The sequence below is a fragment of the Leptospira semungkisensis genome (genome assembly GCF_004770055.1).
GTDB classification, from domain to species: domain Bacteria; phylum Spirochaetota; class Leptospiria; order Leptospirales; family Leptospiraceae; genus Leptospira_B; species Leptospira_B semungkisensis.
Window position 1 is genome coordinate 569,649 of the sequence record NZ_RQEP01000005.1, and the last position, 19,670, is coordinate 589,318.

General features: G+C 42.1%; 11 protein-coding genes. 8 read left to right on the forward strand and 3 right to left on the reverse strand.

Translation table 11 applies throughout. The features are described 5' to 3' along the window. Positions 1–110 precede the first annotated feature (110 nt). The 5 genes from acs (at position 111) to mtnP (ending at position 7,213) form a co-directional block, all read left to right on the forward strand. Entirely contained in the window at positions 111–2,078 is a 1,968-nt protein-coding gene (gene acs / locus EHO59_RS02830; protein ID WP_135584542.1) for an acetate--CoA ligase, read from the forward strand. After that, positions 2,075–2,872, forward strand: coding sequence for a cobalamin-binding protein (locus EHO59_RS02835; RefSeq protein ID WP_135584544.1), 798 nt, complete (start codon positions 2,075–2,077; stop codon positions 2,870–2,872). Before acs ends, EHO59_RS02835 begins: the two co-directional genes overlap by 4 nt. A gap of 67 nt (positions 2,873–2,939) precedes the next feature. Then, positions 2,940–4,535, forward strand: coding sequence for a methyl-accepting chemotaxis protein (locus EHO59_RS02840; protein WP_425460215.1), 1,596 nt, complete (start codon positions 2,940–2,942; stop codon positions 4,533–4,535). A gap of 133 nt (positions 4,536–4,668) precedes the next feature. Continuing rightward, positions 4,669–6,270: a methyl-accepting chemotaxis protein gene (locus tag EHO59_RS02845; RefSeq protein ID WP_135584548.1), complete on the forward strand. Its 1,602-nt coding sequence runs from the start codon at positions 4,669–4,671 to the stop codon at positions 6,268–6,270. Positions 6,271–6,349: 79 nt separating this feature from the next. Further along, a complete protein-coding gene (gene mtnP / locus EHO59_RS02850) occupies positions 6,350–7,213 on the forward strand; it encodes an S-methyl-5'-thioadenosine phosphorylase (protein ID WP_135584551.1) in 864 nt (287 codons plus the stop codon). Here mtnP and EHO59_RS02855 read toward each other — a convergent pair. After that, complete coding sequence (locus EHO59_RS02855) at positions 7,204–8,061, reverse strand: alpha/beta hydrolase (RefSeq protein WP_135584554.1); 858 nt, start codon at positions 8,059–8,061, stop codon at positions 7,204–7,206. The genes mtnP and EHO59_RS02855 overlap by 10 nt on opposite strands. Continuing rightward, positions 8,058–9,419, reverse strand: coding sequence for an alkaline phosphatase D family protein (locus EHO59_RS02860; protein ID WP_425460200.1), 1,362 nt, complete (start codon positions 9,417–9,419; stop codon positions 8,058–8,060). The genes EHO59_RS02855 and EHO59_RS02860 overlap by 4 nt, the downstream gene beginning before the upstream one ends. A gap of 57 nt (positions 9,420–9,476) precedes the next feature. On the opposite strand from EHO59_RS02860, the gene EHO59_RS02865 reads away from it, so the two are divergent. Next, positions 9,477–11,288 carry a methyl-accepting chemotaxis protein gene (locus tag EHO59_RS02865; protein ID WP_135584556.1) on the forward strand — a complete coding sequence of 604 codons (1,812 nt, stop codon included), beginning with the start codon at positions 9,477–9,479 and terminating at the stop codon, positions 11,286–11,288. A gap of 3 nt (positions 11,289–11,291) precedes the next feature. Here the strand turns inward: EHO59_RS02865 and EHO59_RS02870 are convergent, their stop codons facing one another. Then, positions 11,292–15,218 (reverse strand): PAS domain S-box protein, encoded by a 3,927-nt coding sequence (locus tag EHO59_RS02870; RefSeq protein ID WP_135586446.1) that lies wholly within the window; start codon positions 15,216–15,218, stop codon positions 11,292–11,294. Between the two features lie 227 nt (positions 15,219–15,445). On the opposite strand from EHO59_RS02870, the gene EHO59_RS02875 reads away from it, so the two are divergent. Further along, entirely contained in the window at positions 15,446–18,421 is a 2,976-nt protein-coding gene (locus tag EHO59_RS02875; RefSeq protein ID WP_246052625.1) for a DUF2339 domain-containing protein, read from the forward strand. Further along, positions 18,411–19,295 carry a M48 family metallopeptidase gene (locus EHO59_RS02880; RefSeq protein ID WP_135584560.1) on the forward strand — a complete coding sequence of 295 codons (885 nt, stop codon included), beginning with the start codon at positions 18,411–18,413 and terminating at the stop codon, positions 19,293–19,295. Before EHO59_RS02875 ends, EHO59_RS02880 begins: the two co-directional genes overlap by 11 nt. The last annotated feature ends 375 nt before the right edge of the window (positions 19,296–19,670 follow it).

Sequence of the window (19,670 nt, forward strand, 5' to 3'; positions counted from 1 at the left end):
ATCTATCATATCCGGCTTTTATCAATATTCTGAATCCGAGCTTCCAATAAGAGAATGAGTGGACAGCTAGATTTTATTTTACATCTTACTTGATTTTGCGGAGGAGAACGATGGCAAAAGAAAGAATCGTCCAACCGTTTGCTCATTTTAAGAAAACGGCGAATATTACTCTAAAAGATTATAAAACATTATATAAAGAATCCATTGAGAACCCTAAGAAGTTTTGGGCAAGAGAGGCGGGAAATCGACTCACTTGGTTCAAGAAATGGGATAAGGTCCTAGAACACGATTTCAAGAACGCGAAAGTGGAATGGTTCAAGGGAGGAAAGCTAAACGTCTCCTACAATTGTTTGGACCGACACTTGAACACTCCTCTCAAGAACAAAGCCGCCTTGATTTGGGAAGGGGACAATCCTTTAGAATCTAAGACGTATACATATCACGATCTATACAGAGAAGTGAACAAGTTCGCAAATGTTCTCAAAGCGACTGGTGTTAAGAAAGGAGATGTGGTCATGGTGTATCTTCCTATGATCCCTGAACTCGCCATCTCCATTCTTGCCTGCACTCGGATCGGCGCAATTCACTCAGTAGTATTCGGAGGCTTTTCACCGGAAGCATTGGTGAGCCGAATAGAAGATTGCAAGCCTAAGATCATCATTACTTCCGACGGAGGTTATCGAGGCGGAAAGAGCCTGGATCTGAAGAAGTCGGTAGATACTGCACTCGATCAAACGAAGGAAAAAGTAAACGATGTGATCGTGGCCCGAAGAACGGGAGAAGAAACCAATCTCAACTGGAAAGAAGGTAGAGATCATTGGTGGCATTATCTGATGAATGATCCTGAACTTCCTGCTTATTGCGAACCGGAAAAGATGAATGCGGAAGATCCTCTCTTTATTCTATATACTTCCGGTTCCACTGGAAAACCGAAGGGAGTTCTGCATACTACGGGCGGGTATCTTCTCGGAGTAAATATGACCTTCTATTATGTTTTCGATATTAAGCCGACGGATACATATTGGTGTACTGCAGATATAGGCTGGGTCACTGGTCATAGCTATCTAGTTTATGGACCTCTTTCTAATGGAGCCACTTCACTTATGTTTGAAGGAGTTCCTACCTATCCCGATGCAGGAAGATTTTGGGACGTGATCGATAAACATGGAGTTACCATCTTCTATACGGCACCTACTGCGATCCGTTCCCTAATGAGAGAAGGAACAGATCTCATCAAGAAACGAAGTCTCGAGACTTTAAGACTGATCGGCTCGGTAGGAGAACCGATCAATCCAGAAGCTTGGGAATGGTATTTTGAAAATATAGGAAAATCGAGATGCCCGATCGTGGATACTTGGTGGCAGACAGAAACTGGGGGAATTATGATCTCTCCTTTGCCGGGAGCGATCGCGCAAAAACCAGGATCAGCAACTCTTCCTTTCTTTGGAGTGCAACCAGTATTATTGGATGATGCGGGTAAAGAGATCAATGCAAAGGGAGAAGTGTCCGGTAACTTAGCGATCAAATCTCCTTGGCCATCTATGATGAGAGGTGTGTACAAAGATCCGAAAAGATTTTACGACACATACTTTTCCGTTTATAAAGGATACTACTTCACTGGGGATGGAGCAAGGAGAGATAAGGACGGTTACTATTGGATCACTGGCCGAGTGGACGATGTGATCAATGTATCCGGTCATAGAATAGGTTCTGCCGAAGTGGAAAGCGCACTTGTGGAGAACCAATCCGTAGCCGAAGCCGCAGTGGTTGGCTTTCCTCATGATATCAAGGGCCAAGGGATCTATGCGTACGTTACTGTAAAACAAGGAGTGACTACGAATGATACACTTAAAAAAGAACTGATCGCTACTGTAGAAAAGATCATAGGTAAGATCGCGAGACCGGATGTGATCCATTGGGCTCCTGGTCTTCCCAAAACAAGATCCGGAAAGATCATGAGAAGGATCTTACGCAAAATTGCAGCAGGAGAGTTCGAAGGCTTGGGTGATATCTCAACTCTAGCAGATCCAAGTGTGGTCGAAAAATTAATAGAGGACAAGAAGAAGTATCACAGTTGAATCGCGTCGGACCGGAAAGAATCGTTTGTTTAACGGAAGAAACGACCGAGCTTCTTTACCTTCTGGGAGAAGAGGACAGAATCGTAGGGATCTCTGCGTACACTGTCCGTCCTCCTAGAGCTAAAGAAGAAAAGCCGAGGGTCTCTGCCTTTATTAACGGAAATATAAAGCGTATCAAAGATCTGAATCCTGATCTTGTGATCGGCTTCTCGGATATACAGGCCCAACTAGCGCACGACCTCGTAAAAGAAGGTCTGAATGTATTAGTCACCAATCAAAGAAGTCTGGAAGAAATATTTCAAACCATTCTGATGGTAGGCGGTCTAGTCGGAAAATCGAACGAGGTGATCCGATTAGTAGAAGGTTACAGACAAAAATTAGAAGATATCCGTTCTAGATCTTCTTCCAAACCTAAGGTAAAAATCTTTTTCCAGGAATGGGACCAACCCATTATCACCGGAATACGTTGGGTTTCAGAGCTGTTAGAAATCTTAGGAGCTGACGATTGCTTCTCTCATTTAAAAGAAAAATCATTGGCGAAAGACAGGATCGTGACCTTGCACGATGTTGCAGATTCCAAGCCGGATGCGATCGTAGGAAGTTGGTGTGGAAAACCGGTCGACTTTGATTGGGTTCGCTCCAGAGAAGAGTGGAAAGACTTGCCAGCAATTAAGAAAAATCTTATATTCGAAATGGACCCGGCGATTATTCTTCAGCCCGGTCCCGCCTTATTTGAAGAAGGCATTCTGGAATTGGAAAGGATCCTGGACGAAGCCAGGAAATCTATCGCGTAGCGAAAATCCGTTCGCGAATTTGAAAACTGAAACAATATTTTAGTCGGAAGGTCAGGTAATGAGTTCCATCGTAAATTCAGGAATTTCGGAAGAATCATCTATCACAAAAATCTGGAAGAACGGAGCGATTGTAATCAACCGTATCCGCCTAGGCTTGGTGATTCTATTCGTGCTGACTCTGATCGGGGTCTCTAAGACCAACCATCCCACCCAAGTAATCGCCCATTCAGTCGGGACAGGATTCATGGCTCTCTATTGCATCATAGAATTCTTCTTAGCGAAAAGCGGGAAAGTGGGCATCGCTTTCCAAAAGACATTGGTCATCTTGGACGTGATCATACTTTCCGCAATCATGGCCGCTGATTGCAGCATTGGTCCAATCGTTGCCAGAGATACTTTGGCAAATATGATCCTATTCTTTATTTATTTTTATATAATGATCTATTCTGCACTCTTAGGACAGAAGAGTTTTGTTCTTCTGATCGGATTTCTTACGGCGATAGGTGTTGGGATTGCATTGTATGTAGGATGGAAAAGCGGTTTAGTACTTACAGAAAATGCAACCAAGTCAAAGGATCCGGACACTCTTATTTTTTCTGTGCAGATCGTTAAGATCGGTTTCATGATCACTGCTAGCGTGATCTTGTACCAATTGATGCGTCTCTTTGAGAATCTTACTTCGGAAGGATCTCGTCTCTATGATGAGACCAAGGTCTTCTTGAACCAGATCAAAGGTAACCAAAATATAGTCCGCAATTCTGCTGAGAACTTAGAAGATTCAATCGATAAATTCGCAGACTATATTTCGCGAATCGGTGAGAAGATGGAGTCCCAGGCGGCCGCCTTGGAGGAAGTAAACGCCGTATTAGAAGAACTTTCTGCATCTTCTCGCAATAATACCCAATCCATTGAAAGCCAAAACGAAAGCCTTTCCGGACTAGTTAGCAATTCTCAAAAATTGGGCGGTATCATCGGAAACATCACCGAATACAGCGAAGCTCTTTCTGCATTTGCAGAAGATAATAAGGCTGACATGGAGAATGTTACGATCGCTGCCGAAAAAACAAAATCGTATCTAGTCGATATCTCTAATTCATTCAACCGAGTGGACGAGATCAATCAGATCATGGGGGAGATCGCAGATAAGACCAATCTTCTTGCATTAAACGCATCTATCGAGGCAGCTCGCGCTGGTGTCGCAGGAAGAGGATTCGCGGTTGTGGCAAACGAAGTAAGTAAGCTCGCAGACTTTACTTCAGAAAATGCAAAATCGATTTCGACTATCGTAAGACAGTCTCAGAGTTTTATTAACGAGGCGAGAACCGCATCTGCGGAAACAGGAGATCTTACCGAAAAACAAAAATTCAAACTGATCGAGACAACGGATCGGATCATAAAAATGAACGACCTCTATAAAGAGCAGAAGTCCATCCTACAACGCTTTTTGACTGAATTGGATCATATCAAGGGAGCCTCGACCGATATTTTGGAATCCACAAAAGAACAGACAGTGGGCCAAAACGAGATGATCAAAACTATGGACCAGCTGGAAAAAGACATAAACGAGATCAGCGAAGATTCCGGGCATTTAAATTCGGAGATTGATAAGATCAAAACGCAAGCCAGCGAGCTTAGAGTCTTGAGCGGCCAGTCTTCTACTTAAAGTTTCCTTTAAGATCGTAGGTCCCAACATAAATTTCCGTCTATTCGGAAAGGCGGTCCACTGACCGAGCTTTCCGGAGGATTCTAAATATATAGAAACATATTCCTCCAACTTAGCTATAAGAGGAATAGGAATGGAATTCTCCAAACATAAGGCAAGCACTGCCGACTCTACAATCCTTCAGATCTGGAAGAACGGAGCGATCGTAATCAATCGCATACGTCTTGGTTTAATACTTCTTTTCATTGTTTCACTTGCGGGAGCATACAAAAGTTTTGAGTCACTTCAATTCATAGTTCATGTAGGTGGCACCGCTTTCATGGGATTCTATTGTATTCTAAATTTTGTTTTGAATCGAAAGAGGACAATGTCCGTAGGTTTTCATAAAACCTTGGTGCTCCTTGATGTAAACGTTTTGAGTATTACTTTAATCCTGGATTGTTTCGTGAGTCCGGACATTGCGGCCGGAGCTCTCAAGAATGTGGTCTTATTCTTCATCTATTTTTATATTATGATCTACTCTTGCCTTTTAGGAGAGAAGAACTTTGTACTTGTAGTCGGGTTCGTTTCTACTGCAGGAGCAGCTATAGCGTTAGTCTATGCCATTAAAAACGGAGTAGGCTTCGTGATGGATCCCGAGCTTGCAAAATTACCTTATAACCTCAGCGCTTCCACCGAGATCATTAAACTTGCGTTCATCATGGTTGCGAGCGTGATATTAGCACAGCTCATGAGGCTCTTCTTAAAATTAACTACAGAAGGGAACAGGCTCCATTCGGATTCAGCAGTCTTGTTAGAAAAACTTAAACAAAACCAAGTCTTTATCAATAGCTCCGCGGAAGGGTTAGAAGATTCCATTTTTAAGTTTGCTCAATTCATCAATCGTACAAGCGAGAAGATGGAGTCCCAAGCAGCCGCCTTGGAACAAGTAAATGCGGTATTAGAGGAACTTTCGGCGGCTTCCTCCAATACTTCTAGATCGATTGAAAGTCAGAATATAAGTTTGAACGAACTCGTAGAGGATTCACAAAAACTGGAAGGAATCGTTTCGAATATCACTGAGTATAGTTCCGCGCTTTCTAATTTTGCAAAAGACAATAAAGAGGATATGGAGAATGTTACGATCGCTGCCGAAAAAACAAAATCGTATCTAGTCGATATTACGAATTCGTTTAATAAGGTGGACGAGATCAATCAGATCATGGGAGAGATCGCGGATAAAACTAATCTTCTCGCATTAAACGCATCTATCGAAGCGGCTCGTGCTGGTGTCGCAGGAAGAGGGTTTGCGGTTGTGGCAAACGAAGTAAGTAAGCTCGCAGACTTTACCTCTGAAAATGCAAAATCCATTTCAATCATCGTGAAACAGTCCCAGAGTTTTATCAGCGAAGCTAAGACAGCCTCGACGGAAACGGGAGATCTAACTGAAAAACAGAAGTTTAAGATTTTAGACACTTCGGACAGAATAGTGCAAATGAATGCTCTTTATCTTGAGCAAAGAAATATTATCCGAAGATTCTTGAGCGAGCTAGAAAGCATTAAGTCGGTTTCGAACGAGATCTACGAGTCTGAAAAAGAGCAATCCGTGGGCCAAAAGGAAATGGTTCGCACCATGTCTCAATTGGAGAAAGATATCAACGAGATCAACGAAGACTCCGGCAATTTAAATTCGGAGATCGAGAAGATCAAATCCAAAGCTTCCGAGTTGAGAGTGCTCAGTAATAATTCCAACTAGACGTTTATCTCCTTCTTCTTTACAAGGCGACGGGTATTTCCTTCTATGGAATTTATAAATCCCGATCAGGAGAAGAAGAATGGGGACCAAAGTAAAAGCGGCAGTAATCGGAGGAACGGGTCTCTACAGTCTTGATGGAATGGAACTCGTTGAAGAAATCCTTCCGGAAACACCTTGGGGCAAACCTTCCGATACGATCAAGATCGGAAAAATCCAAGGTAAACTGATCGCATTCCTTCCTAGACATGGCGTAGGACATTTTCTAATGCCTCATGAAGTTCCTATGAAGGCAAATATCTGCGCCTTAAAGATCCTGGGTGTCGAAGAGATCGTTGCTTTCAGTTCCGTAGGAAGTTTGAGAGAAGAGATCAAGCCTATGGATTTCGTTCTTCCTTCTCAAATCATCGATAGAACCCGAGGAAGAGAATCCAGCTTCTTCGGAAAGGGAGTTGTTGCCCATGCTCCATTCGCAGATCCGTTTTCTAAAAATCTAAGCGATCGAATTAAGAAAGCTGCAGATAAGATCAAACTTCCAATCCATGAAAATAAAACCTTGGTTTGTATGGAAGGCCCACTCTTTTCTACCAGAGCCGAATCTCATATGTATCGTTCTTGGGGAGCGGACATTATTAATATGAGCGTTCTTCCGGAAGCTAAACTCGCAAGAGAAGCGGAGATCGCTTACCAGATGATCTGTATGTCTACTGATTACGATTGCTGGAGAGAAAATGAAGAAGCTGTTACTGCGGAAATGGTAATGGGAAACCTAAGCAAGAACGCAGACACCGCTAAAAAACTTTTGGCTTCTCTTATTCCTGATCTTGGAAACGGAGATGATCTTACTCTTAAGAACAGTACCAAGTTCTCCATCATTACTGCGCCTGAACGTAGAAATCCGGACGCAGTCTCCAAGCTGAAGGTGCTATTTCCAGATTATCTCTGAGCGTTGGTTCTTCCTCGGTTCGCGTGAACCGAATCTAAAATCTCTGAAAGTCCTTTTTGGTATTTCGGATAGAAGGAAAGATTATTATGATTTCCTCCTTCTATCCGAACGAACTTAGCATCTTTTCCTGCCTGCGTCGCAATTTGAAATAATGCCTGACCTTGTTCGAATGGAACGATCTCATCTTGATCTCCGTGAAAGATCGTAATCGGAGATTTAACTTTTTCTATCTTCTTCTTAGAATCTAAAGCAAAGGATAAAAACCAAGATGGGACAAAAGGATAAAACTCTCGAGCTAGATCAGCTATAGATGTATAAGGAGTTTCTAATAGAATGTAAGCGGGATAAGTCTTAGTGCCCAAATCAAGTGCCACACCTGTCCCGATGGAACGACCATAAATCAGTATCTCATTTTCTTTTTTAGCCTTATGAGTTTGCAGATACGAATACCATTTTTCTGCATCTTCATACATTCCCTTTTCAGTCAATCTGGCCCGGCTCTTTCCGTAACCCCTATAATCGGTCATTAACAGGTCCCAGCCTCTGGGTACGAAATCTTCTGCTACTCCTCCCCAAGATCTGAGGCTTCCTGCATTTCCATGAAAGTATAGAACCGTCCCTTTTGACGGACCCTTTGCAGGAAAGAAGAGCCCATAAATCTTTTCTCCATCTTCTTGATCTAACTGGATCTCTTCAAACTGATATGGAAAGGAATATGTATACTCCTCAGGCAATAGCTCCGGAAAGAAAATGAGCTTGTCTTGATTATAATATAATAATCCTAACAAACCCAAAAACAGAAGCAGAATGACAGAAAGGAGATAAAGCATTGCCTTAAGAAATTTCATTTTGCCTTGATTTCTCTGTTCCAAAGCTCCTTTCCTTCCGCATCAAATATACGAAAGGTCAACGCTCTTTGCTTCAAAGGTCCTGCGATCTCGATGGTACCGAAATTTCTCTTATCATCCACCAAGGTTCCTTCTACACGAATCGGATTCTTTTCGGTGATTGGAGGATGAGTAGAGGATGTCAAAGGAGAGACCGTAAGATCATAAAGAGGATATTCGTATCCTTCTTCTAAATATGATAATTCGGTAAAATGTCTATCTCCTGTTAAGAAGATCACATTTTTCAATTTCAACTTTTGGATCTTAGAGAGTAATAGATTTCTCTCTTCTGCATAGGTGGAATAATTTTCAAAGACTGCAAGTGGGTTCAAAGCCTGCCCGCCTACCACCACAAACTTGAACGTCGCCTTGGAGAAAGCGAGTCCGTTAACAAGCCAGTCCAATTGCTTTTTGCCTAGATAAGATCTTTCTCCAGTTTTATTATCATTGGCTGTTCGAAAACTGCGATCATCTGTCAGAAAGAATTGAGCGTCTCCCCAAGTAAAGGAACCGTATATTCCTTTTTTTGAATAATTAGGATTGGCCCAAAAGAGTTTGAACATCTCCTCCGCAGTGGCTCCCATCCAAAAAGATGCGTCCCCGTCATTCGGGCCCCAATCATGGTCATCCCAGATTGCATAATGATGCACATTCGCAAGTAATGGCTGCAAATCAGGTAGAGCCCTTTGGTTTGTATATCGATAGATAAACCCGGTGCGTGACTCCCAATCCGGCTCTCGCAAATATATATTATCTCCCATCCAAAGCATGAATTCAGGATTCTTAGAAGAAATTGCCTTATAGATGAAATATTCCCCTCCATAAGGTTTTGTTTGCGTATCATACTTTGCATCGTTTACGAAAGCGCAGCTTCCCAAGGCGAATTTTATCTCAGGAGGTCCAGAAGCTTTGCCGATCCAGATCGGTTGGGTCTTAAATCTCTGAACAGATCCAGGCTCTTGGTATTTTCCGTTTATATAAATTATATAATCATAGCTCTTTCCAGGCTCCAGCTCATCCGCAATGAGATGAGCAACATTCCCATTCTTATGTTCCGAAATAACTTCTTGAGTAAGATGTTTCTTCTTCGAGTCGTCTGATAAGAAATACTCGGCATAAACTTTTGCCGGCATTTTTGTTTGAACCCAGATCTTTACTTCTTTGTGAGTGGAGTATCCAAGCATAGGACCCGATCGGATGGGAGAAGGCGAACCTGTGTCGGATATAGGACTTTTTCCAAATACTGACAAATAGCAGTAAAAGAATCCAAACAGTAAAATGAACAAATGGCTGGATGATAAATGCTTATTGCGTCTCATTGTCCAGAAATATGCCGAAGGGCTAACTTCTTTCAAATAAAAAAAGGTGAGATTAGGATGAATAGAGGGGAATCTAGAAAAATAAGATGGAGATTAACTCTCGGGCTGGAGCTATTGACCTCCGTCTTAGCTGTACCTCTTGCGGTGTTATTCATAATTGTAGCAGGTGGTTTCGATTTTCAGAAATCGCTCGTTTTAATAGCTACTTCGACTGTTAGTTTATGTACTTCTTATGTAATTCCAGCGATCCGTTTTCTTTATTTAGGAAGGATCTTATCTTCTTTAGAACCGGAAAAATGGGAAACGTTAAACACAAACGGAAAGTCCTTAGTTAAAACTAAGCTCTTAAACTTTCCTTTGTTAAATAGCATATTCTATATTGTGCAATGGACGTATGGAGTTCCTGCAGCTTGGAAAATGCTTCATTTTTCCTTCACTCCCAATTTGTCAGAATCCGTGCCGTTCATGGTATTGCCTCTGATCATTTATCCGATCTTAGGCGTTTCTCATTTCTTTCTAACCGAATCGGTACTGTCCGAAGTATTAGAATCGGATAAACTCATCGGAATGCCTGTCGAAGAGAAATCAGTCCGAAAAGTCTCTTTGTTCACCCGAATCATAGCGACGATCGCTTCTATCACGTCCCTTCCCATTATTGTAATCGGTTATCTATTGGTGGAGGAAACCTCCGGTTGGATCGAATTGGGAGATGTACGGATCACTCTAGCTCTCACCATGATGTTTCTTCTGATCACTGTTGTTGTAGCATCTCTATTACTCGCAGCGAGTATTCGTAGGAACTCTAAGAATATGTCTGGAGCATTCCTGGAAATGTCTCAAGGAGAATTAGATATCCTGCTTCCTATGATATCCACCGACGAACTCGGAAGAAGTAGTAGAATGATCAATGATTTCGTAAAACGTTTGCGGATCGTAGTGAAGACAGTTATCAAAGAATCCGAAAAGCTATCTCAAAGTTCAAAAGCATTAGAAGAAAGAACTAAAAATCTAGCGATGAAGATGCAAGAACAGGCTGCTTCTACAGAACAAATGAGTGCAGGTGTAGAAGAGATCGCTGCCTCCATACAATCTACTTCCGGACGAGCTGATAGCCAGTCTTCTACAGTGGAGCAGGCTACCACCTCACTTGCTGAATTGGAAGATAGAATTCGCAATGTGCATACTTCTCTCTTAGAAACAAAGAACGACGCAGAAAGAATGAGATTAGAAACTTCTAATGGAGAATCTGCTCTTTCAAGCACCAGAAATGCAATGGCTGAGATCGAAGCGAACACTGCAAAAATGGAAGCCAGCGTAAACGTAATCCATGAGATCACCGATAGGATCGGATTGCTCTCCTTGAATGCAGCTATCGAGGCAGCAAGAGCAGGAGAAGCCGGAAAGGGTTTCGCAGTAGTAGCGCAAGAGATCTCTAAACTGGGAGAACAAACCCAAGAAAATGCAAAACGGATTCGAGCAACTTTGGCGGAAGCAGTCAAGGCTACAAACTCAGGAAGAGAAGTAATAGGAAATACTGAAGTCGCTTTCAGAAGGATCGGCGATACAGCTTTAAATACTTCTGAAAGAATCCTAAATGTTTCTTCCTTGTCCGAGGCTCAATTAGTAGCGAGTGCAAGAGTGAAGAATGCCTTCTCCGAACTGATCCGATCCGCAGAGGAAATTAGAAATCATACGAAAGAACAGTCCCAGACTTCTTTAGAATTTTCTAAAACGATTGGATCTATCTCGGAAGCAACCGAATTCCTGAACGGAGTCGTAAACGATATAGATTCTCTCGCAGAGAAGTTGGCAATCCAAGCTAGCTCCTTGAAAAAAGAAGTAGAATTCTTTAGAACTGAAAAGAGTTAGAAATCAACTCTTTGGAAGGATTACCTTAAATACGGTCTTACCCGGCTTGGAAGAGAATTCTATTCTTCCTCCGTGCTTTAAAACGATCCTGCGAGAGATATCCAGTCCGAGCCCACTTCCTTCTCCCGGAGCTTTCGTGGTATAAAAAGGATCAAATATCTTAGCTTTGATCTCGGGAGGTATGCCCGGCCCGTTATCCGAAATCAAAACGGATACGTCCGAGTCCGAATCTTGAATTGCGATCTTGATCTTTCCCTTGAACTGCATCGCTTGCAAAGAGTTATAGATCAAATTCGTCCAGACCTGGATCAAATCATCCGGATACGCAGGAATGATCGGTCTCGCTTGAAAATCCAACTCTACCTCTACTCCATTCTTGATTTGATTGTGATAGATAGTAAGAACAGTTTCGATATTCTCTGCGAGATCGGTATCGATCTTTCCTCCACTGGAATCGATATGGGAAAAACTCTTAAGAGCATATACGATCTTAGAAGTCCTGTCCACAGCCAAGCGGATCGACGCTGCATTCTTGTAATTTTGAATTTCTTCGATCGCAAAATCCAGAAGAGCTATATTAGAATTCGATTGAAAGATCTCCGGAAAGTCATCGATGCAAGTATACATTCCCACATCCATTAACCTATCCGCAAGGTCATAAGGATTCTCGAAACCGATTTGGTTCAAACGATCTTTCATACGCTTTAGAATAGATCTTCGCTCTTCTCTAGATACGGCAGCTTCTTTATTCCGATTGCCCTCTCGCATGAATTCGACGAGCCTCTTAATAAAGCTCGGCTCGGCACCCGCAAAATGCGGCCCTAACTTTTGCAAACGTTCCGGAGAAGAATCCAGATAAGCTCTCACTTCGCCGCTCAATGCGGAAATAGCGCCTAACGGATTATTGATCTCATGTGCAATACCTGCCACTAACTGTCCTAAGGCAGCCATCTTTTCGGAAAGGATCAATTGGTCCTGGGTCTTTCTTAAATTATCTAATGCAGATGCAAGCTCCGAAGTCCTTGTACGTACTGCCACTTCTAATTCTTCTTTGGCTTCTCTTCTTTCGGAGTTAAGAGTTAGCTGAGTGACCTGCTCGGCTACAGTAACCACGAATTGTTGTTCGTAACCTTTCCATCTTCTTTTGCCGCCTCTATGCTCTAAGCAAATTACTCCATGCAATTCTCCTCTTAAGAAGATAGGAGAATCCAATAAAGAATCTATTTCTAATGGAATACTATATGAATCCGCAAATTCGCTAGTGCGAGGATCATGAATCACATCCATCGCATCCACGAATCTTTCCGTTGTGATCGCCGAGAAATAACTAGGGCAATCTGAAAGATCCAAGGAAGAAGGTTCCATAAATTCGTTGTACTTTCTGTCCCAGCCTGTCGCCAAAGTAAGAGTTTCCCTTTCTTTACCTTTAAAGAGCCAAACCGAAGCACGATCGCAATCCAGAGTTTTCGTGCACATTTGCACGATATTCTTGAGTCCTGACTCCATATTCCCGGAAGCGAAGTCCGAGTCGGTTGCCATATTCAGGAGCATTCTAGTTTGCTCGGAAAGTCTTTTGCCTTCCTCTTCTTTTTCTCTCGCGACTGCTTTCGCTAAGGTATTGTCTTTAGATATTGCGACTAACGCAGGTCTTCCTAATAAATTCACTGTCCTTGCTGAGAAGATCGTGTCTATGGTGCTGTCATCTTTCTTTTTAAATGTAACCTCTATATCCCTGAGGATCCCTGTTTCTTGGAGCTGCTTAACGAGCTTTCCTCTTTGTTCCGGATCGGCCCAAATTCCCAGGTCCATAACGGTTCGGCCGATCACTTCTTCCTTATTGTATTGCATTAAATCGTGGAACATCGAGTTTACATTGATGTATTTTCCCGTTTCCAGATCAGAAATAGTGACTGTGTCTGGGTTCATATCGAACACTTTTTCGAAGAGATCCTTACTCTCTTCTAATTGAGCGAGGTATTGGTCCCTTTCGGATTCAACCTTCTTCTTGTCGGTAATATCGATAAGAAGTGCAAGAAGGACCATTCGATCTCCGACCATAAACACTCTATTTCCAGAAATCACATGTCTTTCGGTACCGTCAGAATGATTGATCGCGGCCTCCACATTCTTGGACCAACCCACTTCTTGGAGCTCCTTAAGGATTTTACCTCTATCCAAATTGGTTTTCCATATTCCCAATTGAAATGAAGTCTTGCCTATGATCTCCTCTTTTGTATAACCGATCAGTTCGCAGTAGGCCTCGTTGACCTGCATATACGTTCCAGTTGCCAGATCCGATAAGGAAACTGCCGCGGGATTCATATGAAAGATCTTCTCGAAGAGTTCTTTATTATGCTGCACCTCTTCGTTTAATCTTTGCGCCTCGGCTTCTGCCTTGGTCCTTTCTGAAATGTCGGTACCCAAAGAGATCACATGTGGTCTTCCATTCAGATTGATTACCCTTCCGGAATAAAGTACAGGTATCGATGTACCGTCAGTTGAAGTGAATATGGTCTCTATATTATTGATCTCTCCCTTCTCGAGAAGTTGCTGATAGATCTTGGCCCTTGTTTCCGGATCGTTATTCCAGACCGGAAGCTCTATCGTTTCCTTACCCACCACTTCTTCTCGAGTGACCTTGACGAATTCCATAAATCTTTCATTTACATCCACGACCTTCTTGGAGACCAGATCGGTGAGCACAACGTAGGAAGGAATCAATTGGAATAATTTTTGGAATAACTCTTTGCTCTTTTCCAATTCCGAAGCGAGGTCTCTGAGATCTTCTTGAGCTTCTTTAATATGAGTAATATCATGTCCGATCGCTAATATCTTTCTTTCTCCTCCCGTTTCCAAAACACGTGCAGAAAATAGAATGGATCGGATCTTGCCTTCTGGGCTGCCCATCTTTACTTCTAGATTTTCTACTAATCCCTTTTGGCTCAGAAGTCCTCGGATCAATTCTCGATCTTCTAGATCATAATAAACACCTAGTTCTACTGGAGTTTTTCCGATCACTTCTTCTCTCGTCTTGCCTACAAACTCCAAGAAGAGATCGTTTGCTTCCAGATAAGTTCCATCGGATCTGGATAATGTGATTGCTGTGGGATTCAATCGAATGATCTGAGTCAGGATCTCTTCGTTTTCTTTGAATTCTTCTAACAGTTTTTGTTTTTCGAATTCTTCCTTAACTCGATCTGTGATTGGAACAGTTACAGTTAATAATTTTAAAGATCCTCCGAACTCGATAGGATGAGCGGAAAGTAGGCCCCAAAATTCTTCTCCCAATCGATTCATAAATTGGATCTCTAAATCTCGTACAAATCCCTTCTTCTTGATCGTATGCATGACCTCATCTCTTGTTTCAAGAGAAGACCAAAATCCAAGATCCACGCCTGACCTGCCCAGGATCTCTTCTTCGGAATACTTTACCTGTATGCAAAATTGTTGATTTACTTTAAGATACTTTCCGGTTTCTATCTCGGTGATTGCCATCGGAAGAGGATTCATATCGAAGAATCTTTCCAATACTTCCCAACCGATCTCGGTTCCTAAACCGGGAACTTCAGAAGTCTCACTCGATTTTGGAAGTCGAACATGCAACCAGTAAGAAGTTTCCTGCCCTTCTTCTCCCTTGATGCGAAAGGCCTGACAAAACATCGTCTTGGAAGTTCCGTCTTTGCAAGAGAAAGTATCCAAGAACCATTCAGTTCTTTCCTTTAATTTCAGTTTTTCAGGAAGTGAGTTCGCAACATTGGAAACCTTGGAGAAACTGATCTTCAAAAGTTCCTGAGGAGTATAACCTATAAGCTCGGCTGCAGCGGGATTTAGATCTAACAGCTTTCCAGATCCAGAAAACGCAAAAATACCGTCTTCCATTCGGTCGAAAAACTGCTTTAAAAAATGTAGATTTGAAGTGGAAGATTCCAAGCTTTTGACCAGCACCCAGGAGGCCTTCAAATACTAATCGACTCAAGAACTGTAGAAACTATTTTTCTTCTTCTTTCTTTTTTTTCGATCAGAAAGGTTTTTTTAATAGGTAGCGGCTAACTTAACGTCACCTAGCCCAATATTCGCCTTAATTATAACCCATAAGAGGTTGAAAAATAAATTTACATCGAGACAGGCTCTGATGAACTCAATCGCCTATGTTGGAAATGCTCGGTTTTTTTGGGATCCTCGCGGCCATTTTTTATTTAATCTTCCCTTTTATATTAAGTTCTCGTATTCGCGAGCTAACCGAAAGGGTTCGAGAATTAGAAACAAGATTGGGAGAAGGAGAGGCGAAACCTGCGCCTTCTCGCCCGATCGAAAAAGAAAAGCAGATTCCTAAAGAAGAGAAGCCAATCCAAGTGCGAGAGGCAGCTCCAAAAACTGCAAAGACAGTAGTTGCACCAGCTGCATCTGCTACTCCAATCCCTTCCCCACCGAAACAAGAGAAAGTCACAAAGATCGCGGAGCCTGCGCAAAAATCAGAGGCTTGGCAAAGATTCGAAAAGCAGATTGCGGAAAATTGGACCGGTATCTTAGGAACCATCATCTTAGTGATGGGAGTCGGCTTTTTAGGAATTTATGCCGCACTGAATATGTCTCCCTTTTTCAGATTCCTAATGATTCTTGGAATCGCAATCGCACTCTTCGGAGCATCGGTCTTCTTAGTAAGAAAAGATTTTTGGGAACAGATCGGCTACTGGTTAAGAAGCGGATCCGGAGCGATCGTATTATTTGCGTGCGTTGCATCCACGTCCGTTCCCGGAATGAAATGGATCCAAAGCGAATCTCTAGCGTTAGTCTTCATTCTGATAGGTGTAGCGATCAACCTAACGTTGGCCTGGTTCTCTTCTAAACAAAGATTTGCGAGTCTGCATATTATCTTGAGCTTAGTCTCTCTTGCGATACTACCTTTTAGCACTTTGATCTTTTTCTTGGGAGTCGGAGTTTCTTTCTTCAGTGCGATTCTAGCATACAGAGCCAAGTGGGAATTTCATCTCTTACAAACGGTGCTTTCCTTCTTAGTTTTGAACTTTATTTATAAGACCCATTTCTCCATCCAAGGTCCTCTCTTGAATTCGGATCAATCCAGGATTTGGGGAATACTCGGAACCTTGCTCGTAGGAATCACTTCCATATTAGTTCATTACAGAAAAGTGTATTCTTCCGAAAAATTCGAGACTCTTCCTTTTATAACTCATATATTCTCTTGGGCGGGAATAGGTTTAGGGCTCGCCTTATATTCCACCGGTTCCGTTTGGAATCCTCCGATCCTGATCGTAAGCTCTGTTGTACTTTTCTTTTGGGCAAGGACTGCAAGAGAAAAGAAGAAGATTCGTTGGCTCTATCTTACAGATAGTCTGGTGTCCCTCGGGATTGCGTTCATAGGGGTATTACTTCTGAGCCGTCTGGAGATCGACAAATTTGCGATCACAGTCTTTTCTTCTCTATTGTTCACAATCTTCTTTATCGTAGCTTCCGAAGAGAAGGAAGACTTCTTGAAAAAAGTAGGCGCGGGACTTTTACATTTCTCCTGGGCCTTCTTTCTACTTCTTTTGATGGAAGACCAGTCCACCGAAAATAAGGTAGGATTCTTCTCTACGTTAGCAAGCTGCCTAGGAATGTTATTGCTCTCATTCGCAATCCAAGTCTACGACTCGGTTCGAAACAAGGATTCGTCGAGAGCTATCGATGATATCTACGGTATTTTAGAAGATCATAAAATATCTCCGTCTGGGGTGTTTATAGGTCTATTTTCCTCTGCGATCTGTTTCTTAGCATTTCCTTGGCAGTATTCTGAATTCTATCTTCCTATTTTCGGAATCGTATTATTAGCAATCCGCCAGAACAGGAATTGGAGCGGTCTCGGCATCGGGCTATTTCCTTTCTTAATCGCTCTACACTCTTTAGTCATCTATAGGATCTCTCATCTAGAACCATGGGAGATACTACTTCGAGATCTGCCTGCGATCGCCTTCAGTTTCCTTTGCATTCCTCTTTCCAAAGTCAAAAGAGATTCGGACAAGTCTTTGTATTTCTCACAGCCAGGAGCAGTATTATTTTCTTCTCATATTCTATTCTTGAGCTATTGGGTTACGAATCCTATCTCTCCATTCCTGCCGGGAATTTTGTGGCTTCTTCTTTCCGTCTTCTATCTAGAAGCCAAAGTTTTCTTTGAGAAGAAGGAAGATATCTGGCAGAACTCTTGGAAGGCTTCTATTATCGCGAGCAAGAATATATGGGCAATATTTGCGATCTCCTTCGTTGCTTTGTTTTTGGGAGCTCATATCCTGGTGCATCTTCAATCCGAATATTCTTTCGGGATATTTAAGATCAGATTGCTCATCCAATTTTTTGCAATCGCTGTTTTTCTGTATTGGTCAACCAGTCAGTCTTCTACACAGATATTCACTGGAATTTGGAACAAGATCCTTCCTTTCTTCTGGGAATTGAGTGCAATTATTGCTACGATCGCAATCGCATTAGAGATTCCGAATCAATGGTTAGCAGTAGCTTGGATCCTTTGGGCATTCTTCTTAGAGTTGCTCGGCTATAAATTCTCTTCTAGGATTTCCAGATTCAGATTCTATTCCCTTTGCTTCTTCTGGTATTCCTGTATCCACGTAGGATTCGTTTCAAGTTCGAACACAAGTCCTTCTTCCTACTGGGCGGACCAAGAATGGTTGAGCGGACTAATTGCTATTCTTCTATTAACTGCTTATCTAGTGAGGGTTTATAAATTTCCTTCTTACAAGTCCTCGGAAACGGAAAGATTTCCTGCCCAAGTGCAACAGCTTGCAGAAAAGCTATCGCCTAGATTCAACGTGGTGATCTTCTATCCTCTCTTTGCCGCAGTCGCTCTATTCCTTTATTGGAGTTTCGATTCTTCCCTTCTTACATTACTCTGGATGGTCGAAGTCTTTATTGTATTCGTAATCGGGTTAGTCTTAAGAGAGGAACATTTCAGATATGTCTCTCTCGGCTCTATGATCATCTGTCTGGTACGATTGATCTTTTGGGATCTCTCTAAATCATCTACGATCACCAGAGCCTTGGTATTCCTGGGAGTCGGAGGAATATTAATTTTAATGAATACACTTTACGGAAAATTCAAAAACAGGGAGAAATCCGATGTTGCGTAACAGACTCTTTTTCTTTCTATCTCTTTTGGCTTCCGGAGCCCTACTTTCTTTCTTTGCCGTTAAAAGCAAGGCGACGGTTCAAATGCCTGCCACTCTTTCTTCGGCATTTCAGTTGTTAGGAAAGCCGATCAAAACGATCGATCGCTCTTTAACTAAACTTCTTCCAATCAATGATCTGGACGAAAAACGGCTGGGAGACTCAATCGCTTTACGATATGAATCCTATTCCGATCCGACAAATCCGGACCAGATCTATTTAAAGAATCTAGTCGATAACCTGAGCGCAGGAAATTCCAAGAATTTTGAATATAGAGTTTTTATAATGGATACTTCTTCTCCGAATGCATTCGCTATGCCGGGAGGCGTCCTATTCGTGACCAAGGGCCTTTTGTCTATGGTAAAGTCCGAAGCCGAACTTGCTGCTATTCTTGGTCATGAGATTGGCCACGTAGAATTGTCCCATTGCATGGATGGAGTCAGAGGAGAGCTTCTCTCAAGAAAGATAGGTGCTGCAAGCTTGGGAGAATTCGCAGATATCGCGGTAGGACTCTTCATAAAACCTTCTTTCGGAAAAAACCAAGAAGATGAAGCGGATCAATACGGTTATGAACTTCTGCGTAGAGAAAAATATGACCCCTATGCTATGGGTAGGACCTTTCGAAGATTAAAAGAAGCCACCGGTAGCGGGGAAGGGACTCTTTCTCCGATCGAAGAATACTTTATGACTCATCCCTATCTGGAACATCGCTCAGAGAAGTTTACTGAAATGGCAAAAAAGGAAGAAGAGGGAAGCTATTATCTTGGTGCAAAAAACCTAAACGAGCGTTCGTCTAGATACGAGCATGAATACGAAGAAGAATTCGTAAAACGTTAAGCAAACTTTGTAAAATTACGTTTTTGAAACGGAATTTTTTCGCAATCGGAAAGGTCTTACACTGTTACTTTGTTTAAGAAGGTGTGGATCTTAAGATTAAGCGAAGACAACCACTTGGAAATAATTTATTTAAAACGGCCGAACCATCGTTTTCAAAATATTTCTTACGAAATCGCTTCTATTCTTTCAGCATTAGGCCTTAAATTTAAGGAAATTGTTTAGATCAACTTAATACAAAGAGCTTAGTTCTCCTTTGTATGCTTCTTATTAAAAAAACTGCAATTTATTGAAAAAGGTCTGTATTTTAAGCCCGTTTTATAGGTATGGTATTTATGGAATGTTACCTAAGTACCATAACCGGTAGTTAGTTAACAT